We start from the raw sequence: 25,044 nt of genomic DNA on the forward strand, positions 1-25,044 counted from the left end.
TAATTTTTTATTCTAAAATAAAGCAAACAGTGAGAATAAATAAAACGAAAGAAGAAAGCGACAGAATTGTTTAATTTTCGTCAGATGTATTGGTTGTCATAGATAAATCGAGCTTACCTAAATTGGTGCTTTTTAGTATCGCAAGCGAGCCCTTAGGCATGTGGAAATGCTGTAAATATTGCTTTGCCTCGTCTGTCGTAATTAGCTTACTGTCACGTAATAAACGGAAGCGGGTGTAGGCAACAGATTGAGTTAAAATTTTTGCCATTGGTGTCATTTTTGTCATCGGCATATCTTTGGCAAATTCTGACATTGCATGATTTATGTACACACGTCGCATATCCATGCGTTCTATAATTTTTACTGAAAGAGCTGCACCATATTGCATCATTAAATCGCGCAGGAAGTCGGCATCCGGCTGCAATTCCCGTAGCGCGTCATATTCAGATTTTAACTGGCCATCCTGAGCTTCTTTTAGCGCTTCCTGCAATACCTGATCGAACAAGCGAAAATACAAACGTATAACTGCAATATAACCAATGTTATGCAGCATACCGAGTGTAAATAACATGCCTTCATCCTGCCCCTTTAACTGAGCCAGCTTACGGCAACAGATTGCAGTGCCAATGGAATTAGCCCACAAGCGCGATTTAATTGAGGGATAGGGATCGGTGATTTGTGGCAACCATCGTCGCATTGCCATTGAAGGCACCACCATTTTTAGATTTTCAATCCCAATAAAACTCAAAGCCATTCGCAAATTATCGACTGCGATCCCTTTACCGCGCTTATCAAACCTGCGGTATTTGGGCATATTCACCATTTTAATCAGGTCTTTAACCAACCAGGGCATGGTTGCAATCACTGGTTCAATTCTGCCAATAGACGATGCTCTGACATTTAGAATATCCAGCGCATCAGGCATACTTTCATTGATCCCCAAAACTTTGCTATAGAGGGTATCTGTGTCTTCCAGTTCCTGCTTAAAGCGGGCTAATATCTCATGATGCAACTGAGTTAAAATTGTCTGTTTGGTTGTTTGCCAGGATTTATCGTTTAATTGCCGGTCGCGCACGGCAAGCTTTTCTACGCGCAATAACTCACGTGCAGCTTCATTGGTTGCAGGTGAGATATCCGGACTGGTACCAACAATATCTTTGGCCTGACCTAAATCCATCATCAGAGTATGGATGCGGGTGTTAATGTCGGTGATGATGGCAGTTGTCATATAATAAATTCGTTTCTTATTCTTGTTCTGTATCGGTCTAACTGCGCGTTTTTACAATAAAAATACACAATTGCTCTGCTAACTTTTATGCAGCACTTGTGTTAAGTGCGTAATAGTGAAGAAAATTACGCAAAACCTGATGCCCCTGCTCTGTCATCACAGATTCCGGATGAAACTGTACACCACAGATTGGCAACGTCTTATGTTCAATTGCCATAACCGCCTCGATACTGCCATCAGGATAGGTACTTCTGGCGCTGATAATGAATTCGTCACTAATGGATTGTTCCTTTAGCACCAGAGAATGATACCTTGTTGCAACAAAAGGCGTGCTTAGATCTTTAAATAATTTATCACCGCTGACTATAAGCTCAGAGGTTTTACCGTGTCTGACTTTATCGGCCCGTACCACACTGGCACCAAATACCTGCCCAATAGCCTGATGACCCAGGCAAACACCTAAAATAGGTATTTTACCCGCAAAGTACCGGATAGCCTGCAAACTAATGCCAGCCTCATTAGGCGTACAAGGCCCCGGTGATATCACCAGAAAATCAGGTGCAAGTCGTTCGATCTCATTCAAATCGCACTCATCGTTACGAATAACCCTGACATCCTGTCCCAGTTCGCGAAAGTAACGGCTGAGGTTGTGACTGAAAGAATCGTAATTATCAATCAGCAACAACATATTAAGGGCGTGGAATAAAACCTACGGCTTCATAAACCCTGGCCAGAGTTTGTGCCGCTCTGGCACTGGCTTTTTCTGAGCCTTCACGCATGATACGGTCCAATTCAGCACGGTCATTACGTAACGCCTCAAATCGAGTCTGAATCGGTTCAATCAATGCCACCACTGCATCAGCCACATCCGCTTTCAAATGGCCGTACATTTTATCTTCATATTTGGGTACCAATGATTCGATTGTCTCACCGGTTGCACCTGACAACAGTGTTAATAAATTGGATACACCCGCTTTTTCTTTAGGGTCAAAATAAATGCGTGCCTGTTCATCTGAATCTGTCACCGCCCGTTTAATTTTTTTAGCGATTTTTTTAGGTTCTTCCAACAATCCGATAAAGTTATTCACGTTATCGTCAGATTTGGACATTTTCTTTGCAGGATCCTGCAAACTCATAATACGTGCACCAAATTCCGGGATATATGGCTCAGGAATGGTAAAAGTATCGCCGTACTGATTATTAAACCGGTTCGCAACATCACGACTTAGTTCGAGATGCTGTTTTTGGTCATCGCCTACCGGCACTTGCTGCGCCTGATACAGTAAAATATCCGCTGCCATTAGCGTTGGATAGGTAAACAAACCGGCATTGATATTAGTTACATTACGTGCTGATTTGTCTTTAAACTGTGTCATACGATTGAGTTCACCCATCTGGGTGTAACAATTTAACACCCATGCCAGTTGAGCATGTTCCGGCACATGTGACTGCATAAAAATGGTACTTTGCGTTGGGTCAATTCCACATGCGATATACAGGGCCAGTCCGTCCAGGCACGCATTACGCAATGCCTGGGGATCCTGTCGAACAGTAATCGCATGCAAATCAACCAGCATATACAGACAATCATATTCTGATTGCATGGACACCCATTGCTTCAGCGCCCCCATGTAGTTACCAATAGTTAGTTGACCTGATGGCTGACAGCCGCTTAATACAATGGGTTTTGTCATGATTCTATGCTTCTTATGAGAATGTAAATCTAGAGTGGGGTTACGGTTTTAACTTCAGCCAGTTCAGTCCGCATATCTTTAATGACCTGCTTGTAATCAGGTTGCCCAAAGATAGCCGATCCTGCGACAAAGGTATTCGCTCCCGCCTGTGCTATGGCGCGAATATTATCGACTTTTACGCCCCCGTCAATTTCTAATCTGATTTGGCGGCCACTGGAGGCAATTTTCTGTTTAATCGCCGCCAGCTTATCCAGAGTTTGAGGAATAAATTGTTGCCCACCAAACCCAGGATTAACTGACATAACAAGGATATGGTCAAGCAAATGCATAACGTGGTCTAAACAGCTTAGTGGTGTAGCAGGATTGATGGCTAACCCTGCCTGACAACCAAAACTCTTAATTAGCTGTAAACTGCGGTCAACATGCAATGAAGCTTCCGGATGAAAACTGATCCAATTCGCGCCAGCTTTGGCAAACGATTCAATCATACTATCCACTGGCTGCACCATAAGATGCACATCAATTATCGCTTCAACACCATAATTGCGCAGCGCCTTGCAAATAGAAGAACCGAAGGTGAGATTTGGCACATAATGATTATCCATCACATCAAAATGCACTATATCTGCCCCAGCTTCCAATACCAGCTCAACTTCCTGCCCCAAACGAGCGAAGTCAGCAGAAAGAATCGAAGGAGCGATTAAAAAATCCGACATAAAACTCACCATAAAATTAAAGGCTTACTTTACCTCAAATCCCGGCGGAGACAAAGTTAGGTTCAAATGCACCAACAGGTTGCAGCGGGATCAAACTGGTGCAATCAAGGTAAAGTCAAGATGATATGTTTTAACAGGTAACAAAATTCAACTCGCCATAACATTCTATAAAATTGCTTTATTTTCAATACGTTATAAATTCTAAGGAGCCTCAGTAATCGATAATTATTAAGTGGGTATCGAAATTGCTCATATATCAAGCAATAACAAAAAGGAGACAACAACATGAACAAGCTAAAACTAATACTCGCAGCAACCCCTTTTCTGGCTGTATCCGGAATGGCACAGGCGGAATTTTCGACCAACTTTGGTGTAACCAGTAACTACCTTTGGCGTGGTGTCACCCAAAGTGCTGATAAAGCATCCGTTTCAGGTGGGCTTGATGTAAGTAGCGAATCGGGTGTTTATGCCGGTACCTGGATTGGTACCATTGATTGGGGTCAGGGCGGTGGTTATGAAAATGACTACTACATTGGTTACAGTGGTGAAACCGATGGTTTTGGTTATGACGTAGGCTACATTTATTATGCTTATCCTGAAACTGAATACGATGACTCTAACTTTGGCGAGCTTTACTTCAACGGTAGTGTAGGTGCTTTTGGTTTTGGTGTTGCATACACTGTCAATAGTGATGCCGACGATGATGCAGTATTCGGTAAAGGCGATCTGTATTACAGTGTTAGCTATACAGCAGATCTGGTCAATGATTACACTTTAGGTGTCACACTAGGTCATTACTCATTTGATGTGCCAAACTCGGGTGATGTTGATTACAGCCATGTTCAACTGGATTTAGGCAAAGGCGATTTCACTTTCAGCGTATCAAAAGCAACTGAAGATTCCGGCGACGATGATCTTAAACTGTTGGTTAGCTGGGGTACCAGTTTCTAAATTTTATTTTTCAGGGAAAATAAATAGTGCCCGGGTCAGGATGACCTGCTAATAAATACATTTCAGGCTGAAGTGAATAAGCACACCTTTTTGTACAGTGATGGTCAGCTCAATAAAACCAATAACAAGCTGAGTTGACCTTTTCCTTGCTCTTCCTGCTCAAAAATAAGACAAACTGGATTGTATTAACGACAAATGCAGTTTGTTGATTAATTGAACTGAGGTATAATCCCTTTACGCATTTTATGCAGGGAAGGGTTATCATGAAAAATTCACTTAAAATTTCAAGCTTTATCGGTGCCTCGATACTTGCAGTTAGTCTGACTGTAACAGGTGTATCAGCTGATAAAACTGATCTTTCCTGCATATGTAATGACAAAGTTGAGTTCAATAACGCGCTTCCTCAAAGCCATCCAGTTAACCGCTGTGCTAGTTTACATCAGCCTGAAGTAAGCTGGAGTTCCTGGTTATTTGGCGGTGGTCACTCACGACAGTTCCATTATTTAGATTTACTTGAGTTGTTATCCCGTAGCTCTTCTGAACTTCCCGAGAGAGCCGCAGGCCGCTCGTGAAAAACTGGTGGCGAGTCGTTAAAAGCGTAGCAGCCAGTGCACTCGGTGTGCAGAGTGAAGCCAATCGACAACACGACTTCCAGCAGAACTCCATCGTGCCTTATCTGGTGGTCGGCGTCTTATTCTTAGTGCTTTTTATTATTAGCCTGATAACAATTGTTAAACTGGTGGCAAGTTAACCTTGGGTTAACTGATACATCGCCAGCAGTTCTCCCACTTTCTGCCTTTTATGCCCTTTTTGACTAATACTGCGTGACACCAGTAGTGGCGTTATCGCTGCATGCTGATAAAGCTGGCGAGTAAGCTCTGTATCATGATTACTAAGTAGAATGCTAATACCTTTACGCTTTGCGACCTGATAACAAAGTTCAGCCAAATTGCGCTGTTCGGGAATGCCAAATGCAAATGCCGAATAACTGGTGAAATTTGAAGTTTGATTAATCGGTGCATAAGGCGGATCACAATAAATGACCGATCCTTTTTTTGCTTTGTTGATCACAGTGTCGTAAGACTGACAGCTAAATACCGCTTTTTGCGCTTTCTCTGCAAAGAACAGCATTTCTTTTTCTGGAAAGTAAGGTTTTTTATAACGACCAAACGGAACGTTAAATCCACCCGATAAGTTGTAGCGACACAACCCGTTATAACAGTGACGATTCAAATATAAAAACAAGACAGAGCGATAGTAACTGTCTTTGCTTTGGTTAAATTCGGCACGGATGGCATAGTATTTCGCCGCATCATTATTGGCAGAAATAAAATATGTTTGTGCATCGTGAATTAGTTTTTCAGGCGTTTTTTTCAGGTGCTGGTACAGATTAATTAAGTCAGGATTAATATCGTTAAGCACGTACTTATCATATGCAGTATTCAGGAATACTGACCCGGCCCCAACAAAGGGTTCTATCAGACTATTTCCTTCAGGTAATAAACTCCGGATGGAGTCCATTAATGCATATTTTCCGCCTGCCCACTTTAGGAATGAGCGGCTATTATTATTCTTCATTAAAAACTACAGAAACACGCGCACAATAGTCGAGATTGTACCCTAATCTACCAACTGAAATTAACTAATTAATCTTACCCTGAGTTATTTCCTGATCTACCTGCGATGCAGGTTTAGCAAATGGCTCTTCTGCAACCAGAGAAGCTGACAAAGTTGAAACCGCCTTTCTTGCATCCTCCAGTGTTCCAAAATACTGCCTTAACAGCACCACATACCAGTTACCACCGTAGCGCTGCGTACGATAAATCCAGACTTTATCCTCTAATTTATTATCCTTCAAAAACTCAGATAACACATATTCACTGCTCATACCCGATAACTGCAGGTAAAAACCGCTAATATCATGAGATAGCAGTATTGCACCGTCATAAGCATATTGTTGCGGACGAATATCATCGGGTAATTGCGGGTCTTCAATTTGCTCAACGCGGGTTATGTCTTCAACCTGATAGTCAACGACATCATTCTCGTGTCCATTGGTTACTGGCTCCAGAATATTCTCATCAGAAAAACCGTCATCTGACAGGATATCCTGATTTGATTCTTCGTTATTTATATTATCAGTGTTGTCATCCAGCTTATTCGGATCTGCTGCATCAAGCGTGACTTTTTTAAGCGCGGACTCTGTTCCACGAATGTGTTGTGCCCGTTCATCCGCTTTTGTAGACGCATTTTCCCAATCACTAATTAAAGATGCATCTTGCTGGGGAGCAACATCATTGGTTAAGTCGAGAGAAGTGTTTTGCTGAACCGGCCCCACTTCAGTAGTGTATTCTGTGCTGTTAGTTGTAACATTGGACTCTGCGTTTTCTTCATCGACCGCTTTAATCGCAACGGGCTGCGGCGCAGGTCCTAAAAACATCGCATAAACGTCGTTAAACAACGCCTTACTTTGCTCATAATACTGCCATTGCATAATGCCAATAAAACTGATTACAAAAACTAACGTTATTAATAACTTAGCCCACCATTTTGACAATACGGGCTCACGATAAATGGTTTTATTACGTTGCTGAAGCCTTAAATCAAACTGCTGACGCTTTTCACGAATTAGTGCCTCCAGTTCAGTTTCACTATGCGTAAGGTCTGTAGATTGAGTCGCCGGCAGGGAATGATGGCTTAACAACACAGGCTGATCACTGTGATTAGTGGGCAACCAGGATTTAGCCTGCTCTGCCCATTGATGCTGACCGAAAAGTAAAATATTAAGATGATGGCGCTGACGAGCAAAACGGTTTTGTAAAACCACATCCCAAAGCTCGGACAACATCGACTGACTTAGATTATCTGCGCTGGTTACCGCAATCAGGATAAATTGCTCTTCATTGCCTAATATACGTGGCAAAATCTCAGTAAGCGGTCTGGAATAATCAAGACGCACCTTGCCCACAAGCTGCTCAACAATACGCTGACGATATTGTGACTGACTAAGTCGGTTTGCGGCACCCAGATAAGCGATATTTGCCACATCACTTTTTTTCGCCAGATAACGCTCAACAAACTCGCTTTCGACATTAAGACCTTCACCACTGACAAAAATCAGCTGTGATGAATAAGTCACCAAATGGTCAAGACGATTGTGTAAGTCGGTGTATCCGGCTAAATCAATATGTTCCTGCATTCACATCACATTAGTTGGGCAAAGTTAGGTTTAATTCAGCACAGCCCGCAGTGTTTCTTCAGATAACTCAGTCACTACCGCTTTACCAATTTGCTTTGGAATAACAAAGCGGATTTTACCTGCTTTAACTTTTTTATCCCGCTGCATATGGGCCATAAAGCTATCAAAATTCATTGCTTGTGGCGCATCAAGAGGTAGATCAAATTGTTTGATTAACGCCTGAATGCGACAAACTTCTGACTCTGACAACCAGTCTGAACATTTTGCAGCCAATGCAGCAAGATTCATACCAGTAGCCACAGCTTCTCCATGCAACCAGTTGCCATACCCCTGCTCTGCTTCTATAGCGTGACCAAAAGTATGACCTAAGTTTAGCAAGGCTCTGAGTCCGTGCTCTTTTTCATCTTGCGCTACGATTTCTGCTTTGATCGCACAGCTACGTTCAATGGCATAGGCTAAAGCCGTCGTCTCTTTGTTTTTCAATGATTCAACATTCTGTTCGAGCCAGCTAAAAAAATCCGCATCATAAATAATGCCGTATTTAATCACCTCCGCCATGCCGGCCGCGAACTCTCGTGCAGGTAAGGTTGCTAACGTATTGATATCAATATATACCGCTTGTGGCTGGTAAAACGCGCCTATCATGTTTTTACCCAGAGGGTGATTAACCGCTGTTTTACCACCAACCGATGAATCGACTTGCGACAATAAGGTGGTTGGTACTTGAATAAAGGGTATACCGCGTTGGTAACAAGCCGCAACAAATCCAGTCAGGTCACCGATCACACCTCCACCTAAGGCGATCATGGTGGTATCGCGGGCAGCGCCAATCGTCAGCAATTCAGTCATGACGTTTTCGAAACTACTTAAGGTTTTGTACTGCTCACCATCCGGCACTAATACCCAATGTACACGATACGCTTCGAGTAGGGATTCAATTTTTTGGCGATACAAAGCTTCAACAGTAGGGTTGGTTACCACCACTACAGTTTGTCCACAGATCGAAGATTGAATTAGATTTTTCTGCTCAAATAAATCGGCAGCAATATGAATAGGGTAGCTACGCTCACCCAAATCTACCGTTAAAATAGTCATGAGCGCAGCACCTCTTTATTAGGAAGTTTTACTGATTAATTTTATCAATAATTTGATTAGCCACCGCACGGGCACTTTGATCATCAGTTTGTACAACATAATCAGCCACTTCTTCATAAAGTGGATTGCGTTGTTCTGATAATTCAATCAGTACCTTTTCCGGATCGTCAGTTTGCAACAGTGGTCTGCGTTTATCACGCTGAGTACGTGCAACCTGCTTTTCGATAGTAGTTTGTAAATACACCACTATTCCACGAGCAGACAAACGATTACGAATATTCTTACTGATGATAGAGCCGCCGCCCGTCGCCAGTACGATACCCTGTTTGTCAGTCAGATCGGTGATGACGTCTTCCTCTCTTTTACGGAAGCCCTCTTCACCTTCCAGATCGAAGACCCAGGCAATATCAGCACCAGTACGGCGCTCGATTTCCTGATCAGAGTCATAAAATTCCAGATGAAGTTCGTCTGCGAGGTGTCTGCCAATGGTACTTTTACCTGCACCCATCGGCCCGACTAAAAAGATATTACGTTTTTCGGCCATATTCGTTTATGTACACAACTCTAATTAATTAGTGATAATCCAAACCCAAGTCGATTTCAGGAGCGGGATTATCTCAGCTAAAACAGGATTTTTGCAAGCTTTGATGAGTCCGCTGAACAGGAAAGTATAAATTAAACAGAATGTTGTCCAATTAATAAACAACATTCTGTTTCATGCAGGGTATTATAGTGATTGATTAATGATTTTTGGTGTAACGAAAATTAACAACTCGCGTTTTTCATTAAATTCTCTTTTATTGCGGAAAAGATGGCCTAAAAGTGGAATATCCCCCAACACCGGAACCTGCGTATTTGCGTTTGTTGCGTTTTGCTGAAAAATACCACCCAAAACGATTGTTTCACCATTTTCCACCAACACTTGCGTTGCGATTTCCTGCGTATCAATCGCAACGGCAGGCCCTGTAGAGGTTTGTACCGTATCACCACGGGTATCTTGTGTAATCACCAAATCCAGAATAATACGATTATCCGGCGTGATATGCGGTGTCACTTTCAAACTCAAAACCGCTTTTTTAAACTCTACTGATGTCGCACCACTGGATGTAGCCTGAACATATGGGATCTCTGTCCCCTGTTCAATATAAGCATCATGCTGGTTGGCAACCGTTAAACGCGGGCTGGCAATAATTTCACCTTTATTCTCCTGTTCCATGGCAGATAATTCCAAATCAAGGATGGTCCCGTCGGCCAAGCGCGCAATATTTAATCCAAAACGGCCTGCAGCGCCACTAACTGGCAAATTAACATTTAACCTGTCTGAAAGTGATGGAATATTCCCGCTGGCAATCGCATTCGCACCCTCAAGCGATCCGGATATACCATCTGAATCCTGCTGATCACTGAAGCCCCAACGCACTCCTAATTCATCGGTAATATTGTCGCGTACCGTGACCATACGTGATTCAATCAGAACTTGCTTAACCGGGATATCCAGTGCATTGATCATCGCACGCGCCTGTGCAATGGATTCATCTGTATCTTTAATCAATAAAATATTAGTACGATTGTCTACCGAGACTGAACCTCTGGGACTTAAGATTCCACCTTCATTCGACTTAAGAATTTCAGCCATATCCGCAGCTTTCGCGTAATTGATTTGTACGTTTGCCGACGATAAAGGCGCTAACTCAGCCACCTGCTGTTTGGACTGTAATTGCTGAGCTTCACGCGAGGCCAGTTCCTCGGCAGGAGCAATTAAGAGAATATTACCTTCCAGTCTTTTGTCTAAGCCTTTGATCTTCATGATCATACTTAATGCCTGATCCCAGGGAACCCCTGCCAAACTGATAGTGACATTGCCGTTAACCGAATCAGTGGTTACCAGATTAAATCCGTTTACCTGCGCGATAATCTGTAAGACCTGACGTACTGGAACATCCTGAAAATCCAGAGAAATAGGGGCGCCCTCATAGGCTGATTCAACTGAGTCCTGATTTGCTGTTTCTGCGACGGGTTCAATTTCCAGCATCAGATTTTTCTGCGTTTTTTGCTGCAGTACGGCGTAATTTCCCTCAACTTTGATTTCGATACGAGCACCATCAGGATCCTGAAAGGTCTCCAACATGGTGACATTAGCGGCAAAGTCAGCTAAGTCGAGCTTATATAACTGTTCTTTATCCACTTCAACGCCAGGCAAGGTCACAATTAAGGTGTTTTTACCTTTGTCGATCTCAGCAGCAAATTCCTCTTTATCAAACGTAATTGCAATACTCCCTCCCCCGGCTTCGGTGCGGTGAAAGTCAACGTTTTGCAAACGGGTAGTTAAGATTTCAGTGGTTTTCGCATCCGGGTCAACCAAATCGGGCAACTGTGATTCCTGCGCTACAACTTTATAAGCGAGCATAGACAGCACTAATATCGATAGCCAACCCCATGCACGATTGGGTTTATTCAGCTTTTTATTAAAAATGTACCGCTCAGACATTGTTCTGCTCTCCCGCCTTTGAGGCCCGGGTTAATTTCGCTTGTTTTCTCTGCCAGCAACCAGTGCCATCGGGGAGCATCTCGGTAATCTCGACAGTATTGTTGTTGATGGCCGTGACCTGACCAAAAAATAGCCCAAGGTAATCACCTTGTTTAACTTTGTATAAACCACCATCCGTAGACTGGATAAGCGCCCACTTGTTACCTTTAGCTGTGAACGACCCCTTAACTTCCAAGGCATCAATGCCATAGCGTTCTAATGGTTGCTTTTTGCGTTTAAAATCTGGCTGTAAGCAATTCTTTTGAGTAACAACTGGCGCTTCAGATATGCCAGCACTTAATCGCTGAAAAGGGCTGCGCTTATCCTGAGCCTGGTACTCAAATACAGGCATGCGTTTAAATTCTGGGTAAGGCTCTATCGATACGCTGGTGGTCGCTTTAATTTGGTCAATTTGAAGCTGAATATCAGCAATATCAGGCTGACAGCCCATTAGCAAAACACAACAACAAAGGGCAACAAACCGTTTCATGGTGTCACTCCCGCAGTGCTGTTAGCAGACGCATTGGTACGATAAGTTTTTGCATGCATTGCCAACTTAAGTACATCGCCATCCTGTTTAATTGAAAAGTTATGCACCGTCACAATTCTCGGAAGCGCCGCCACGTTAGACACAAACTGCCCAAAATTGTGATAATTGCCTTCCACCTCCATTTGAATGGGCAGCTCGGTATAAAACTCTTTGGGTACTTCGGGTAACCAGCTCAACATACGGAATTTCAATCCAGCCGAAGTACCGACATAAGTAATGTCATCTAATAATCCGGGCGTTTCATCATCCGTCGGCAATGAACGCAACATACTTGAGAAATCAGCTTGCAAACGAGTGAGTTGCTCCTCATATGCCGCTAAATTAGCTGCGATACGATACTTAGCCTGATAACTGGCAGCCAGCTTAGCTTCGTTTTCCTGTTCAAGCTGCAACTGGGGTAATTTGTCGTTCACCAGTAAATAAAACGCCAGAATACCAATGGCGATGGCTTCAATGACAGCGACCACAATCTTGACTTCAAACGGCCAGTTAGCAACCTGCTCAAAGTCCAGTTCATTCATTTCCTTTAATTTACTGACATCAAATTTCATTTTTTAGACTCCTCCGTCACATTGATTTCCGGAGAAATACTGGGGGAAATATAAAACGTCAGTTTGAAATCACTGATGGCACCAGAATTATTAGAGTTAGCAATAATCGATGATAAATCTTCACGATGAAAAACCTCAGAGTTTTGCAACTGACGCATAAACTCGGCCAGACGATTATTCGATTCGCTTTGGCCTTCCAGAACCAAACGATTCCCCGTACGCTCGAGCGACTTAAATGACACCCCGGCAGGAACTAACATTGCCAGTTCGTTTAGCACATGAGGTGCGACATTTCGACTGGATTGCAGTTGCTCTATCAGGGCGATTTGTTGCTCGATAGCATTTTTTTGCGCTTTGATGTCTTTTATTTTGTCGATCTGGTTATCCAGTACAGCAATTTCTTTTTGCAAATAAGCATTACGGAAGCGTTGATTTTCGATCAGGCGATCCACCCCGGCACCAATTAGCCAGAAGACAGCCAAAACCAATAGCGCGACCAATCCAAGAATAGACAAATATTCTTTTTTCTGACGTTGACGTTGCCCTTCACGCCAGGGCAATAAATTTACATATGCCATGAATAAAACCCCCGACTGGCTAACCCTGCTGCAATCGCCAATTGTGGCGCTAATTTATCGGCACCCTGCTTAACAGCAACTTCACTCAGTTGCATTTGCCCAAAAGGATTAAATAAAGCCACATCAACGGCCAGTTCACTCGCCAGTTCTTCGCAAATACCGCTAAGAACTGCACCACCTCCACAGATATGGATGGTTTGCGGACGTTCATGTCGTGTTGTAGAGATATATACCTGCAACGCACGACCAATTTGTTGCGCGAGATTACTGACAAATGCCGGTAAAACCTGTTCGCGCCATGTTGTGGGGAGTTCTTCTTTTAACAACTGCGATTCGGCTTCCTGCTTATCCATGGAAAGGATAATGGCTAAATCCTGCAACAATGCTTCCATACCAAAGGTATGTTCTTTGGTGTAAGCCACACGTTGCTGATGAAAAACGGTCACTAATAGTTGCGATGCACCAATATTGATACAAACCATCGGTTTTGCATCTTCAGCCATGACAAGTTCAGGAGCGGCAAACTCTTTAATGGCATTACCCAGAGCGAACCCTTCAATATCTACCACCTTAGGTTCGAACGTCACTTCACGTAATAAAGTAACACGGGAATCAACCATATCCTTGTGTGCGGCACTTAACAGTACATCTACTTTTTCTTCATGAGCCTGGCTCTGCCCTAACTGTTCAAAATCGACATAGACCTCGTCAAGGGGATACGGAATTAGGCTATCAGCTTCAATCTCAATCTGACTTTCAAGATCTAAATCGGAAAGATTAGGGTCCATATAGACAATCTTTGAAATCACCGTTGACCCCGACACCGCCACCGCCACATCTTTTGATTTTATTTTGAGTGCCATTTTGACTTTTTTAATGGCATTGCTGACTGCATCAAAATCTTTAATATCACGATCCGCAAAAGCATTCCCTGCTATCGGCTCACAGGCAACAGCATCCACCTCACAAGACTGAGCAGTCTTAGTGAGCAACACCGCCTTAACGTAGCGAGTGCCAATATCAAGCCCCAAAATTTGCGGGGCTTTTTTTTGCAATAATTTTTTCAACACTGCTATTTCTCGTCGCCAGATAACTTAACTTGTTACCATTATTAACTAATTTTCCTTTAAAAAGGGTTCTAATAAAGGTACATAGGTATAAAATATAAATCATTTCAACGGATTTGCTGTTTAAACAACGATTTTGTGAAGTACTTCAAACCCCTATTTATCGCGTTTCTTGTCTCAGTAGTATTGGGCATTGCCACTATTGCAGGCTTTTATATTTACCTTAAACCACAACTACCCAGTGTAGAGGTGCTTAAGGACGTGCATCTGCAAACGCCGATGAAAATATATTCACATGACGGCAAACTGATTTCTCAGTTTGGCGTTAAGCGCCGTATCCCGCTGACACTGGATCAAATACCACAACAGTTAATTGATGCCGTATTAGCCACAGAAGACAGCCGCTTTTACGAACACCCCGGTATAGATATTATCGGCGTGATGCGTGCAGCCGTGAATTTGATTGTGACTGGGGAAAAGGGTCAGGGCGCCAGTACCCTGACCATGCAACTGGCCAGAGGCTTTTTCCTTACCCGTGAAAAAGCGTATATCCGCAAAATTAAAGAAATTTTTATTGCCTGGCATATGGAACAGGTACTAACAAAAGATGAAATCCTGGCACTGTACCTCAATAAAAATGAACTGGGTCACCGCGCATTTGGTGTCGGTGCCGCGGCACAGGTGTATTATGGTAAAAATGTACAGGATTTAACTCTGGCAGAAATGGCGACAATTGCAGGTTTGCATCAGGCACCATCCATTTTAAATCCCATCAGCCATCCACAACGTTCAGTTGCCCGTCGCAGAATTGTATTGTTACGTATGCTGGACGAAAACTACATCACTCGCGAGCAATACGAACAAGCGGTTAGTGCGCCTGTTACCGCTAAATTACATGGTGCTGAAATTGAACTTTCCGCTCCCTACATTGCGGATATGGCTTACCATGAAATGATCGACCGCTATGGCAAAGAAGAAGCGGAAACCCGTGGTTATAGCGTTTATCTCACCACACCATCCAACATGCAGCAATATGCTCAACAGGCCGTCGTCAGAAATATTCACGATTACGATGAGCGCCACGGCTACCGTGGACCTTTAAAACAATTGTGGGAAGCCCCAAAAGTCAACGCAATTGAAACCAGCAAAACACAAGATAGCTCATTCGAGAGCGAAACGACTTCAACTGAACAATCATTTGTACCTGATGTTATCGACACCAGTTACCGCTGGAATGAACAGCAAATGCAAGCGGCACTGGATGACATCCAGACTTATGGACCGTTAGTTCCTGCGGTTGTCACAGAAACCGCCCAACAGAGCATAAAAGTATTCAGTCAACGGGGTCAGCATATCGAAATTGACTGGGATGGGCTTGCCTGGGCCAGACCTTTTATAAACGATGCCAGACAGGGACCGGACCCGGAAATTGCTACAGATATAGTAACCGAGGGAGCACTGATATACATTCGTAAACGTGATGATGATCCGTCACTTTGGCAGTTAAGTCAGTTTCCGGATGTCAGCAGTGCTTTTGTATCACTCAATCCCAAAAACGGGGCGATTCAGGCATTAGTAGGTGGTTACAGTTTCTATCAAAGCCAGTTTAACCGTGCAACTCAGGCCAAGCGGCAGGTTGGTTCCAATATAAAACCGTTCATCTATTCAGCGGCACTTGACTCGGGTTATACGTTAGCCAGTATTATTAACGACGCACCAATCAACCAGTCTGACCGCGAATCAGGTATTGCCTGGCGCCCTAAAAATTCTGATGGCAAATATGATGGCCCGATTAGAATGCGTGTTGGGCTGGGTAAATCAAAAAACATGGTATCAATCCGGTTGTTACGTGGTGTAGGGCTGGATAACATTATCAGTCATTTAAGTCGGTTTGGATTTAATCCCAAAGAATTGCCACACGATGAAACGCTGGCGATCGGTTCTGCGTCGTTAACCCCAATGGAAGTCGCAACCGGTTTTGCCATCATCAATAATGGTGGATTTGCTGTAACTCCCTATTTAATCGAACGTATCGAAGATATCGATAATCAGATTGTCTGGCAGGCGGAACCTGAAATAGCCTGCCATAAATGTGAAAGTAACAGCACTGATGAAAAGGCTGACAATTCAGAAACAGATAACAACAGCCACGTAAAATTGGCGCCACGGGTTCTGGATCCACAAAACGCATTTTTAGTCACTGAAATGATGCGCACAGGTTTACGAGCCAATGGAAGCTGGACATATAAAACCTATTGGCAAGGCACGGGCTGGCGAGCAAGAAACCTGTTACATCGTGAAGATTTAGCAGGTAAAACCGGTACAACTAATGATGCTAAAGATACCTGGTTTAGCGGGTTTTCTCCGGATTTAGTGGCAACCTCCTGGGTTGGCTTCGATAATATGAGCCGCTCACTGGGTCGCACCAGTGCCAACCAGTATTTACTGAATAAAAACCCACAAAAATACAACTGGATAGGTAACGCTATGGTTGGCGGAGAAGACGGCGCCCGCGCAGCACAACCAGCCTGGATACGCTTTATGCAAAAAGCACTGGATGGCGTGCCGGAAAAACCTTTTTTTATACCTGACAATATTATTACCGTGCGGGTGGACAGAACCACAGGCAAACTCACTCAACGAACAGATCATACATCACTGTTTGAGTACTTTAAGAAAGGAACGGAACCTACTCAGTATGTGCGCCCTGATGAAGTGTATGACCCATATATCGAGGATGAAGGTCAGCCGCAGTCAGAGCCAGAGGATATTTTTTAATTAGCCAGAATAAAGAAGAGGTGCTTATGCACCTCTTGTTAGTTCAATGTCAACATCAGCACTTTAGAATTGCGCTGATAGTTATAAAGCTGTTTCTTTTTATCCGGCAATTCATCCACAGTGGCAGGCATAAAGCCATATTCACGAAACCAGTGACCCGTAACAGTAGTTAAGACAAAGATCTTTTCCAGTCCCATTTCACGTGCACGCACACAGATAGCATCCATCAGCCTTTCACCACGATTTGCACCCCGGTAATCAACATGTGTTGCCACACATGCCAGCTCGGCACATTTGTCATCCGGATAGGGGTATAGTGCTGCGCAGGAAATAATAGTGCCGTCACGTTCAATCACATTAAATTGTTCGATTTCATTTTCCAGCAATTCACGCGAGCGTTTAACCAGAATACCTTTTTCTTCCAGAGGCTTAATTAATTTGAGAATACCGCCCACATCTTCGATGGTAGCGCTTCGGAGTTGCTCGTAATAATTTTGCGAAATCAATGAGCCGGCACCATCGCGGGTAAACAATTCCTGCAACATGGCGCCATCATCCTGATAACTGACACAATGACAGCGGCGCACGCCGGCCTGCAAACTGGCAGAAAACGCCTGTAAGATAGCGCGCTGACTTTGGTATTGCGGCGAGTCGATCATCGCCTGTAACTGACGGCCTTCAATATTGCGCAGCAACTTGCCTTCGGTGCTGATCACTCCTTCCTGTTCAGAAAATACAATCAGCTTATCCGCATTTAAAGACACCGCGGCTTGAGTGGCCACATCCACATGAGACAGATTAAAGACTTCGCCAGTAGGTGAATAACCCATTGGGCCTAATAGCACGATTGAGCCATCATTCAGATGATCGTTAATGCCATCCACATCAATCCGGCGCACTAAACCGGTATGCTCAAAATCAATACCGTCTTTAACGCCAATCGGCATGGCGACCACCAGATTGCCTGAGCAAACCCGAATTTGTGAGCCATGCATAGGTGAATTAGCCAGCCCCATGGTTAGTAAGGCTTCAACCTGTGAACGCACCGAGCCAGCTGCATCTTTGACACATTCGATGGTTTGTTTGTCGGTCAGACGCACATCATCGTGAAAACGCAGTGGCATATTACGTAAAGCCACACGCTGGTCAATTTGTGGACGTGCGCCATGCACCAGCACCAAACGCACCCCTAAACTGTTTAACAGTGCAATGTCGTGGATGATGTTAGCGAAATTAACATGTTCAACCGCCTCACCACCAAACATCAATACAAATGTTTTGCCACGATGCGAATTAATATAAGGTGCCGAATGGCGAAAAATTTTAACGCTGTCCAGATGTGACACTGCCACAATTATTGTCCTTGCTTCCAGGCTTCCACTGCCGATATTTCATTTTGCAACGCCGCTGTTACCGGCGATATACCAGTTCCACCCAGCACGTTACGTTTATCAACCAGATACTCAAGTTGCAATACTTCATACACATCATCTTCAATATCACTGCTAAATTGCTTAAGTTCTTGCAGCGATAAATCCTCAATCGGCTTTTTCTGCTCTAATGCAGCTAGTACCACCTGACCGGAAATATCATGGGCGGTTCTAAAAGGTATACCTTTTGCGACCAGATAATCTGCCAGCTCGGTAGCATTGGCATAACCTTCTTTAGCGGCTTTTGCGCAACGTTCAGCATCCATTTGCACACTGTCGATCACTTCACAGGCAATGCTCAAACAGATATGCCACTGATTGACTGCATCAAATGCACCTTCTTTGTCTTCCTGCATATCTTTGTTGTAGGCCAGAGGTAACCCTTTCATAGTGACTAATAAAGCCTGCAAGCTACCAAAGACCCTGCCACATTTACCGCGCATCAGTTCCAGTGCATCCGGGTTTTTCTTTTGTGGCATCAGTGATGAACCAGAAGTGACGTTATCACCCAAACGAATAAAGCCAGCCTCACCTGAATTGAAGAAAATCATATCTTCAGCCATGCGTGACAAATGCATCATGCTGGTACTGGCGCAGAACAATAACTCGAGCACATAATCACGGTCGGATACCGCATCCAGACTGTTCAAACAGGGGCTAATAAATCCTAGCTGCTCGGCTATGTGTTGACGGTCAACCGGATAAACCGTACCTGCCAGTGCCCCACTACCCAGCGGACATTGATTCATTCTGGCAATCAAATCCTCTAAGCGACTGATATCACGCTTAAACATTTCCACATAAGCCAGACACCAGTGCGGGAAACGCACCGGCTGTGCACGTTGCAAATGAGTATACCCCGGTAAAATGACAGTTTTAAAACGTTCAGCAACTGAAGACAGTGATGCTCGTACATTCCATAAATCACCCAGCAGCTGCTCACAATGTTCACGCACCCACAGTCGGAAATCGGTGGCAACCTGATCGTTACGGCTGCGGCCTGTATGCAATTTACGCCCAATATCACCCAACTTTTCAGTCAATGCGGCTTCAACAAAGGCGTGGATATCTTCTTCTTCACTGGCAGCAAAGTCGAGCTCGCCTGCTTCGGCTTTCACCAGTAATTCGTTAAGCGCTGCTTCCAGTTGTTGCTGTTCATCGGTACTTAAAACGCCCGTCGATGCGATCGCGCGCGACCAGATAATAGAACCACGAATATCCTGTGCTGCCATGATTTGGTCGAACGACAGGGAGTCATTCACCTGCCGGAACATATCACTGCTGCCGCCCTGAAAACGGCCTCCCCACAAGGCCATCAGACTTTACCGTTCTGGTTTTTCAGCGCCTGAATACGACTGGACAAGCTGAATAAACGGATGAAACCTTCGGCGTGTTTCTGGTCATACACTTCATCTTTGCTAAAGGTTGCAAAATCTTCAGAATACAAGCTGTTCGGTGAACGGCGTTGCACCACAGTAGCCTGACCTTTATAAAGCTTAACTACGATGTCACCGGTGAGCTTTTGTGAGAACTCAGCGGCACTGGCCAGAATCGCATTACACAAAGGGGTAAACCAACGACCGTCATATACTAAGTGTGAGAATTCAATCGCTTGTTGCTCGCGATATTGCATGGAGCGTTTATCCAGCACTAACAATTCCAGTGCTTTATAGGCAGCCATTAATACTGTGCCTCCCGGGGTTTCATAACAACCACGGGACTTCATACCCACCAGACGGTTTTCAACTATATCAATACGACCAACGCCGTGAGCGGCAGCCAAGGTATTGAGTTTAATCAACGCCTGATACGGGCTGAGTTTTTCATCATTAACCGCAACCAATTTACCTTGTTCGAAGGACAACTGAATACGCTCTGGCGTGTTAGGTGCATCTTCCGGGTCAACCGTCATGGTCCACACTTGTTTGCTCGGCTCACACCAGGGATCTTCCAGCTCACCACCTTCGTGAGAGATGTGCCACGCATTAGCATCACGGCTGTAAATTTTGGTCGCAGAGGCTGAAGTTTTGATATTGCGTTTAGCTAAATAATCGAGCAAATCTTCACGCGAATGCATATCCCACTCACGCCAGGGTGCGATCACTTGTAAATCCGGAGCAAGAGCGGCAAACGCACCTTCAAAACGTACCTGGTCGTTACCTTTACCCGTACAACCGTGGCACAGTGCATCGGCGCCAACTTTACGCGCAATTTCCACCTGAGCTTTGGCAATAACAGGACGCGCCATCGAGGTACCTAACAAGTACTGACCTTCGTATACCGCACCTGTGGTAATGGTGGGATAGATATAATCGCGTACAAATTCTTCTTTCAAATCAACGATGTGACATTCGCTGGCACCGGTTGCGATGGCTTTTTCATGCAAACCTTGCAGCTCTTCATCGCCCTGACCTACGTCTGCAGCAAAGGCAATAACTTCACAATCATAGTTTTCTTTTAGCCACGGAATAATGGCCGACGTATCCAAACCACCAGAATAGGCCAGCACTACTTTTTTAATATTTTGCTTAGTCACGTCAGTACTCTCTTACTTAAATAGGTCAATTAAAATCGCATTTTGTGCATGCATGCGGTTTTCCGCCTGCTGCAATAATAATGAATAAGGACTGTCCATCAGCTCACTGGTAATTTCCTGCTCACGGTGTGCTGGCTGACAATGTAAAACATATTTTGCGCCTGTTTGTTTAAATAAATCCATTGTTAACTGATAAGGCATAAACGTTTGTTCGATCTGTTCAAACTTGGTGTTATCGCCCATGGAAATCCAGGTATCGGTATACAATACGTCCATGTCCTGTAATGCATTAATATCATCTGTGACTGAAATGGTCACGCCAGATTCAGCAGCCAGAGCAACCGCTTTTGCTACGGTTGGTGCATGGGGCTCATAACCTTTAGGGCATACCGCGGTAACATGCACGCCTAAAATAGCGCCGAGGATCATTAACGAATGGGTGACATTGTTGCCATCGCCAATGTAAGCCACTTTTAAACCTTTAAGATCCCCAAATGCTTGTTTGAGGGTGAGATAGTCCGCTAATCCCTGACAAGGATGATACAAATCACAAAGTGCATTCACCACGGGCACATCATTGCCTTTACCTAGTTCAATTAAGGTTTGGTGTTTAAATACACGTGCAACAATACCATCAGCCCAACAGCCCAAATTAGCGCCAATATCTTCCAGCGTCTCACGCCCTGAAAGCTGCCCATCCTGACAATCCAGATATAAAAAGTGCCCGCCTAACTTATTAATACCAATATCAAAACTCACGCGGGTTCGAAGTGACGGTTTTTCAAATAACCCCACAATTGACTTACCAGCCAGTGCCTGACGGTATTTATAAGGATCGGCTTTAAAATCTGCCGCTAAATCCAATAATGCATTCACCTGTTCAGCACTATGCTCAGCAAATGTCAGTAACCCTTGTTGCATGAGTTTTAACTCCTTTATTGATACAGCCAGGTTCATCAAGACTGCGGGTAAATAGTGGTACCAACTGCCTGTTCCTGAGTCAGGTCAGCTAAATATTCGGGATTTTTCCAGCCAGCGATAATCACAGGTTTGCCAATCTGAGTGGCGGTTTGTAGCGCTGATTTGACCTTAACCGCCATGCCATCGCGGATAATGCCCTGCTCGATCAAGTTGTCTATCTGTTTTGCATTCAGGCTGCTAATAAGGTTTTTACCTGCATCCAGCACGCCAGGCACATCAGACAATAACAACAATTCTGCGCCAATTGATTGCGCGACCGCTTCAGCAGCTTGATCAGCATTCACATTCAATAATTCGCCAGTTTCATCACAACCGATGGAACTAATCACAGGCACAAAACCTTGTTGCATAAGCGCCAACAAAACCTTGCCTTGCGCAGGACTCGCCTGCCCAACTAAACCTAATTCTGCAGACATCACTGTGCAAGACACCATATCGCCATCCGCTAAGCTCAAACCTACCGCGTTTAGTTGCTGCATTTTGGCTTGTGCGACTAATTTTTTGTTTGCAGCACCGGCCAATGCACCAGCTACAAACTCAATTTGATCAGCAGGTGTAACCCGCAGACCATTATGTTTTTGAGAAGTTTTGCCCAGCGCTTGCAACCAGTTTTCCACTAAACTGCCACCGCCATGCACAAATACCAGCGAACGCTCAGCCGCGATGGTCGCTGCCACCTCAAATAATTTTTGCATGTGTGCCGGGCTTTCAAGCAGCGCACCGCCCACTTTAATTACAATCGGACTTAACGAACTCATAATGGCAACCCTGAGTTTTTATCCAGTCCACAGGCTAAATTGGCACATTGCAATGCCTGCGCTGCCGCACCTTTTAATAAGTTATCAATGGCTGAAGAAATGACGATATAACCGCTACTAACCTGATATTTCCATGCAATATCACAGCGTGCGGTGTGTGCAACATCATCCACTTTCGGGAAATCTTTGCTTAATCTGACTTGTGTATTAGCCGCATAGGCTTGCTCAAAAGCTTGCTGTACATCCGATTCGCTCACACCAGATTTCAACTTAGCTGTCACGGTCGCCAGAATGCCACGTTTAAAATTGCCCAGATGAGGGGTGAAAATCACCTCTGCGCCTAACCAGCTTTCGATTTCTGGCAGATGTCTGTGCCCCAACACGCCATACGCCTGCAAACTGACTTCACATAAACTGGTTTTAAGCGCGGCTTTGCGACCAGCGCCACTAACACCCGATGTCGCATTAATCACCGGACGCACCGAGCTATCTAACATATTCACGACAGGCTTAAGCGCCAGCAAAGAAGCGGTAGGATAACAGCCCGGCACAGCTACTAAATTTGCCTGAGCAATTGCGTCCTGGTGCCAGTCAGTCAAACCATACACGGCTTGTTCGAGCAACCCGGCATGTAAGTGTGGGAAACCATAAAACTGTTCAAAGACAGTCGCATTTTTTATGCGGAACGCACCGGATAAATCCATCACTTTAGCTTTACCCGCTAACAACTGCGGTATGACGTCGTGGCTGAATTCGTGGGGCGTCGCTAAAAAAATCACATCCATGTTTTGGGCTGCATCAGCAATCTGCTCAGGGCCAGCGGCTTGAAGCGTTAAATCATCAAGGTAAGGATAACGTGGGTAAAGGTCACGCAACAAAACACCATCGTCGGCACTATGTTGTGACACATAGGCCGCGCACAATGAAAATTGAGGGTGCTGTTGCAGCATAGAAATAAGTTCGATACCAGCATAACCGCTGGCGCCAAATACACAGGTTTTCAATGTCATAGCAAAAATAATTCGTTAACAGGTTAATGAGTATAGGTAAAACAAAAAAGACAGCGTGATTAAGCTATTCCGTTAACTCGCATCGTCGCTGCAATTGGGAGAATGACCCATTCCTTAGGGTGACATTGAAATATTTCATTTGCTTTAAATATCAGGTTAAATTAAATCAGCTTGAAGCTTGCCATTATTTATATAATTATTCAACTATTTTGCATATTTATTTAACAGGAACCCATTATGAACTTCCTCCAGCACTATCAGAATATCATTGCTATTCCTACCATTAGTGCGTTTGATGCCCAGCTCGACCAAACCAATCTGCCTTTGATTAATTATTTGGCAGAGCATTTTTCAGAGCTTGGCTTTTCAATCAGTATCCATCCGGTGCCTGATACACGAAATAAATACAATTTGCTGGCCAAAATAGGCAGTGGTGAAGGCGGATTGTTACTCGCCGGTCACTCAGATACTGTCCCTTTTGATGAAGGGCGCTGGAATTCAGATCCATTTTCCATTCTCAATAAAGACAACAAGTTATTTGGTCTTGGCACCTGTGATATGAAGGGCTTCTTTGCTTTTATTCTCGAAGCACTAAAAGACGTGCCTTTAGATAAACTACAAAAACCTTTGTACATTCTGGCCAGTGCAGACGAAGAAACCTCGATGGCGGGTGCACGCTTTTTTGCTGAGCAACAATTATATAAACCCGATGTCGCTCTAATCGGTGAACCTACCGAATTAAAACCGATATACAAACATAAGGGACATATGGCACATAGCCTGAATATTCAGGGTAAGGCCGGTCACTCGAGCGATCCAGCCAAAGGCGTTAATGCTATTGAAATTATGTACGACGCTATTGGTCAGTTAATGACGTTAAAACAACAAATTACCCAACAAACTGACAGCAGCTTTGCCGTACCACAAGCCACCATGAACTTTGGTCATATTCATGGCGGCGATGGCGAAAATCGTATCTGTGGTCATTGCCAGATGAACTTTGATGTGAGGTTAATCCCCTCGATGCAGGATGAAGATGTCATTCAGCAAATTGATAAAGCTTTGCATCCACTTATGCAAAAGTGGCCGGGCAGAATTAGCCGTGAATTAATGTACGCCACCGTACCTTCGTTTTCCTGTAGGGAAGAAGCAGACATCATCCAGCTGACTCAACAACTTACCGGCAATAAAATCGAAAGTGCTAACTATTGCACCGAAGCACCGTTTATCAGCCAGTTAGGTTGCGATACGTTAGTGCTTGGTCCGGGCAGTATTAATCAGGCTCATCAACCAGATGAATTTATCTCGCTGGATTACGTCAATCCAACCGTGAACCTGTTACAACAAACCATTAAAAAGGTGTGTTTTTAATTCGGATTATATAAGCGTATGCAG

24 protein-coding genes are annotated in these 25,044 nt (G+C 44.2%); 5 read left to right on the forward strand and 19 right to left on the reverse strand.

What is annotated here, in order from left to right; all coding sequences use genetic code 11:
• Window positions 1-70: 70 nt before the first annotated feature.
• The 4 genes from H8B19_RS17115 to rpe all read right to left on the reverse strand — a co-directional run bounded on the left by H8B19_RS17115 (window position 71) and on the right by rpe (window position 3,638).
• On the reverse strand, window positions 71-1,228 hold the full coding sequence (locus H8B19_RS17115; RefSeq protein ID WP_186508229.1) for an HDOD domain-containing protein: 1,158 nt from the start codon (window positions 1,226-1,228) through the stop codon (window positions 71-73).
• An 85-nt stretch (window positions 1,229-1,313) separates the two neighbouring features.
• Window positions 1,314-1,916 carry an anthranilate synthase component II gene (locus H8B19_RS17120; protein ID WP_186508231.1) on the reverse strand — a complete coding sequence of 201 codons (603 nt, stop codon included), beginning with the start codon at window positions 1,914-1,916 and terminating at the stop codon, window positions 1,314-1,316.
• 1 nt (window position 1,917) lies between these two features.
• The gene (gene trpS, locus H8B19_RS17125; RefSeq protein ID WP_186508233.1) at window positions 1,918-2,922 is read right to left on the reverse strand and encodes a tryptophan--tRNA ligase; all 1,005 of its coding nucleotides are present in this window, start codon (window positions 2,920-2,922) and stop codon (window positions 1,918-1,920) included.
• 29 nt (window positions 2,923-2,951) lie between these two features.
• Complete coding sequence (gene rpe / locus H8B19_RS17130; protein ID WP_186508235.1) at window positions 2,952-3,638, reverse strand: ribulose-phosphate 3-epimerase; 687 nt, start codon at window positions 3,636-3,638, stop codon at window positions 2,952-2,954.
• 285 nt (window positions 3,639-3,923) lie between these two features.
• On the opposite strand from rpe, the gene H8B19_RS17135 reads away from it, so the two are divergent.
• From H8B19_RS17135 to H8B19_RS17145, 3 genes are all read left to right on the forward strand, one after another.
• Window positions 3,924-4,589, forward strand: coding sequence for a TorF family putative porin (locus H8B19_RS17135; RefSeq protein WP_186508237.1), 666 nt, complete (start codon window positions 3,924-3,926; stop codon window positions 4,587-4,589).
• 263 nt (window positions 4,590-4,852) lie between these two features.
• Window positions 4,853-5,161, forward strand: coding sequence for a hypothetical protein (locus H8B19_RS17140; protein WP_186508239.1), 309 nt, complete (start codon window positions 4,853-4,855; stop codon window positions 5,159-5,161).
• Window positions 5,158-5,340 carry a DUF2970 domain-containing protein gene (locus tag H8B19_RS17145; protein WP_186508241.1) on the forward strand — a complete coding sequence of 61 codons (183 nt, stop codon included), beginning with the start codon at window positions 5,158-5,160 and terminating at the stop codon, window positions 5,338-5,340. The genes H8B19_RS17140 and H8B19_RS17145 overlap by 4 nt, the downstream gene beginning before the upstream one ends.
• Here the strand turns inward: H8B19_RS17145 and H8B19_RS17150 are convergent.
• The 9 genes from H8B19_RS17150 to pilM all read right to left on the reverse strand — a co-directional run bounded on the left by H8B19_RS17150 (window position 5,337) and on the right by pilM (window position 14,159).
• A complete protein-coding gene (locus H8B19_RS17150) occupies window positions 5,337-6,167 on the reverse strand; it encodes a Dam family site-specific DNA-(adenine-N6)-methyltransferase (RefSeq protein WP_186508243.1) in 831 nt (276 codons plus the stop codon). The genes H8B19_RS17145 and H8B19_RS17150 overlap by 4 nt on opposite strands.
• Window positions 6,168-6,231: 64 nt before the next feature.
• Window positions 6,232-7,788 (reverse strand): SPOR domain-containing protein, encoded by a 1,557-nt coding sequence (locus tag H8B19_RS17155; RefSeq protein ID WP_186508245.1) that lies wholly within the window; start codon window positions 7,786-7,788, stop codon window positions 6,232-6,234.
• A gap of 30 nt (window positions 7,789-7,818) precedes the next feature.
• Entirely contained in the window at window positions 7,819-8,883 is a 1,065-nt protein-coding gene (gene aroB, locus H8B19_RS17160) for a 3-dehydroquinate synthase (RefSeq protein ID WP_186508247.1), read from the reverse strand.
• Between the two features lie 28 nt (window positions 8,884-8,911).
• Window positions 8,912-9,427, reverse strand: a complete 516-nt coding sequence (gene aroK, locus H8B19_RS17165) for a shikimate kinase AroK (RefSeq protein ID WP_186508249.1) — start codon at window positions 9,425-9,427, stop codon at window positions 8,912-8,914.
• 183 nt (window positions 9,428-9,610) lie between these two features.
• Window positions 9,611-11,371 carry a type IV pilus secretin PilQ gene (locus H8B19_RS17170; RefSeq protein ID WP_186508251.1) on the reverse strand — a complete coding sequence of 587 codons (1,761 nt, stop codon included), beginning with the start codon at window positions 11,369-11,371 and terminating at the stop codon, window positions 9,611-9,613.
• Window positions 11,364-11,900 (reverse strand): pilus assembly protein PilP, encoded by a 537-nt coding sequence (locus H8B19_RS17175; RefSeq protein WP_186508252.1) that lies wholly within the window; start codon window positions 11,898-11,900, stop codon window positions 11,364-11,366. The genes H8B19_RS17170 and H8B19_RS17175 overlap by 8 nt, the downstream gene beginning before the upstream one ends.
• Window positions 11,897-12,511, reverse strand: a complete 615-nt coding sequence (locus tag H8B19_RS17180) for a type IV pilus inner membrane component PilO (protein ID WP_186508253.1) — start codon at window positions 12,509-12,511, stop codon at window positions 11,897-11,899. Before H8B19_RS17180 ends, H8B19_RS17175 begins: the two co-directional genes overlap by 4 nt.
• Complete coding sequence (locus tag H8B19_RS17185; protein WP_186508254.1) at window positions 12,508-13,089, reverse strand: PilN domain-containing protein; 582 nt, start codon at window positions 13,087-13,089, stop codon at window positions 12,508-12,510. The genes H8B19_RS17180 and H8B19_RS17185 overlap by 4 nt, the downstream gene beginning before the upstream one ends.
• The gene (pilM, locus tag H8B19_RS17190) at window positions 13,077-14,159 is read right to left on the reverse strand and encodes a type IV pilus assembly protein PilM (protein WP_338401543.1); all 1,083 of its coding nucleotides are present in this window, start codon (window positions 14,157-14,159) and stop codon (window positions 13,077-13,079) included. Before pilM ends, H8B19_RS17185 begins: the two co-directional genes overlap by 13 nt.
• A gap of 135 nt (window positions 14,160-14,294) precedes the next feature.
• On the opposite strand from pilM, the gene H8B19_RS17195 reads away from it, so the two are divergent.
• Window positions 14,295-16,934 (forward strand): PBP1A family penicillin-binding protein, encoded by a 2,640-nt coding sequence (locus H8B19_RS17195; protein WP_186508255.1) that lies wholly within the window; start codon window positions 14,295-14,297, stop codon window positions 16,932-16,934.
• Window positions 16,935-16,972: 38 nt separating this feature from the next.
• Here the strand turns inward: H8B19_RS17195 and argA are convergent, their stop codons facing one another.
• Genes argA through argC form a run of 6 tightly spaced genes read right to left on the reverse strand, consistent with a single transcriptional unit; the run spans window position 16,973 to window position 23,649 of the window.
• Entirely contained in the window at window positions 16,973-18,286 is a 1,314-nt protein-coding gene (gene argA / locus H8B19_RS17200) for an amino-acid N-acetyltransferase (protein ID WP_186508256.1), read from the reverse strand.
• A 2-nt stretch (window positions 18,287-18,288) separates the two neighbouring features.
• Window positions 18,289-19,680 carry an argininosuccinate lyase gene (gene argH, locus H8B19_RS17205; RefSeq protein ID WP_186508257.1) on the reverse strand — a complete coding sequence of 464 codons (1,392 nt, stop codon included), beginning with the start codon at window positions 19,678-19,680 and terminating at the stop codon, window positions 18,289-18,291.
• Window positions 19,680-20,900: an argininosuccinate synthase gene (locus H8B19_RS17210; RefSeq protein WP_186508258.1), complete on the reverse strand. Its 1,221-nt coding sequence runs from the start codon at window positions 20,898-20,900 to the stop codon at window positions 19,680-19,682. The genes argH and H8B19_RS17210 overlap by 1 nt, the downstream gene beginning before the upstream one ends.
• 12 nt (window positions 20,901-20,912) lie before the next feature.
• Complete coding sequence (locus tag H8B19_RS17215) at window positions 20,913-21,821, reverse strand: ornithine carbamoyltransferase (RefSeq protein WP_186508259.1); 909 nt, start codon at window positions 21,819-21,821, stop codon at window positions 20,913-20,915.
• Between the two features lie 35 nt (window positions 21,822-21,856).
• Entirely contained in the window at window positions 21,857-22,639 is a 783-nt protein-coding gene (gene argB, locus H8B19_RS17220) for an acetylglutamate kinase (protein ID WP_186508260.1), read from the reverse strand.
• A complete protein-coding gene (argC, locus tag H8B19_RS17225) occupies window positions 22,636-23,649 on the reverse strand; it encodes an N-acetyl-gamma-glutamyl-phosphate reductase (protein ID WP_186508261.1) in 1,014 nt (337 codons plus the stop codon). The genes argB and argC overlap by 4 nt, the downstream gene beginning before the upstream one ends.
• Window positions 23,650-23,886: 237 nt before the next feature.
• Here argC and argE point away from each other — a divergent pair, with 237 nt between their 5' ends.
• The gene (gene argE, locus H8B19_RS17230; RefSeq protein WP_186508262.1) at window positions 23,887-25,020 is read left to right on the forward strand and encodes an acetylornithine deacetylase; all 1,134 of its coding nucleotides are present in this window, start codon (window positions 23,887-23,889) and stop codon (window positions 25,018-25,020) included.
• The last annotated feature ends 24 nt before the right edge of the window (window positions 25,021-25,044 follow it).

The sequence above is a fragment of the Neptunicella marina genome (genome assembly GCF_014270035.1).
Taxonomy (GTDB): domain Bacteria; phylum Pseudomonadota; class Gammaproteobacteria; order Enterobacterales; family Alteromonadaceae; genus Neptunicella; species Neptunicella marina.

What these genes read in the sequence shown, in the direction of transcription:
- argC (WP_186508261.1), bottom strand. Translation starts at nt 23,649, where the DNA reads ATGACATTGAAAACCTGTGTATTTGGCGCCAGCGGTTATGCTGGTATC.
- aroK (WP_186508249.1), bottom strand. Translation starts at nt 9,427, where the DNA reads ATGGCCGAAAAACGTAATATCTTTTTAGTCGGGCCGATGGGTGCAGGT.
- argE (WP_186508262.1), top strand. Translation starts at nt 23,887, where the DNA reads ATGAACTTCCTCCAGCACTATCAGAATATCATTGCTATTCCTACCATT.
- H8B19_RS17215 (WP_186508259.1), bottom strand. Translation starts at nt 21,821, where the DNA reads ATGCAACAAGGGTTACTGACATTTGCTGAGCATAGTGCTGAACAGGTG.
- H8B19_RS17180 (WP_186508253.1), bottom strand. Translation starts at nt 12,511, where the DNA reads ATGAAATTTGATGTCAGTAAATTAAAGGAAATGAATGAACTGGACTTT.
- trpS (WP_186508233.1), bottom strand. Translation starts at nt 2,922, where the DNA reads ATGACAAAACCCATTGTATTAAGCGGCTGTCAGCCATCAGGTCAACTA.
- H8B19_RS17175 (WP_186508252.1), bottom strand. Translation starts at nt 11,900, where the DNA reads ATGAAACGGTTTGTTGCCCTTTGTTGTTGTGTTTTGCTAATGGGCTGT.
- rpe (WP_186508235.1), bottom strand. Translation starts at nt 3,638, where the DNA reads ATGTCGGATTTTTTAATCGCTCCTTCGATTCTTTCTGCTGACTTCGCT.
- aroB (WP_186508247.1), bottom strand. Translation starts at nt 8,883, where the DNA reads ATGACTATTTTAACGGTAGATTTGGGTGAGCGTAGCTACCCTATTCAT.
- H8B19_RS17170 (WP_186508251.1), bottom strand. Translation starts at nt 11,371, where the DNA reads ATGTCTGAGCGGTACATTTTTAATAAAAAGCTGAATAAACCCAATCGT.
- argH (WP_186508257.1), bottom strand. Translation starts at nt 19,680, where the DNA reads ATGGCCTTGTGGGGAGGCCGTTTTCAGGGCGGCAGCAGTGATATGTTC.
- H8B19_RS17140 (WP_186508239.1), top strand. Translation starts at nt 4,853, where the DNA reads ATGAAAAATTCACTTAAAATTTCAAGCTTTATCGGTGCCTCGATACTT.
- H8B19_RS17135 (WP_186508237.1), top strand. Translation starts at nt 3,924, where the DNA reads ATGAACAAGCTAAAACTAATACTCGCAGCAACCCCTTTTCTGGCTGTA.
- H8B19_RS17120 (WP_186508231.1), bottom strand. Translation starts at nt 1,916, where the DNA reads ATGTTGTTGCTGATTGATAATTACGATTCTTTCAGTCACAACCTCAGC.
- H8B19_RS17185 (WP_186508254.1), bottom strand. Translation starts at nt 13,089, where the DNA reads ATGGCATATGTAAATTTATTGCCCTGGCGTGAAGGGCAACGTCAACGT.
- argB (WP_186508260.1), bottom strand. Translation starts at nt 22,639, where the DNA reads ATGAGTTCGTTAAGTCCGATTGTAATTAAAGTGGGCGGTGCGCTGCTT.
- H8B19_RS17155 (WP_186508245.1), bottom strand. Translation starts at nt 7,788, where the DNA reads ATGCAGGAACATATTGATTTAGCCGGATACACCGACTTACACAATCGT.
- H8B19_RS17115 (WP_186508229.1), bottom strand. Translation starts at nt 1,228, where the DNA reads ATGACAACTGCCATCATCACCGACATTAACACCCGCATCCATACTCTG.
- H8B19_RS17150 (WP_186508243.1), bottom strand. Translation starts at nt 6,167, where the DNA reads ATGAAGAATAATAATAGCCGCTCATTCCTAAAGTGGGCAGGCGGAAAA.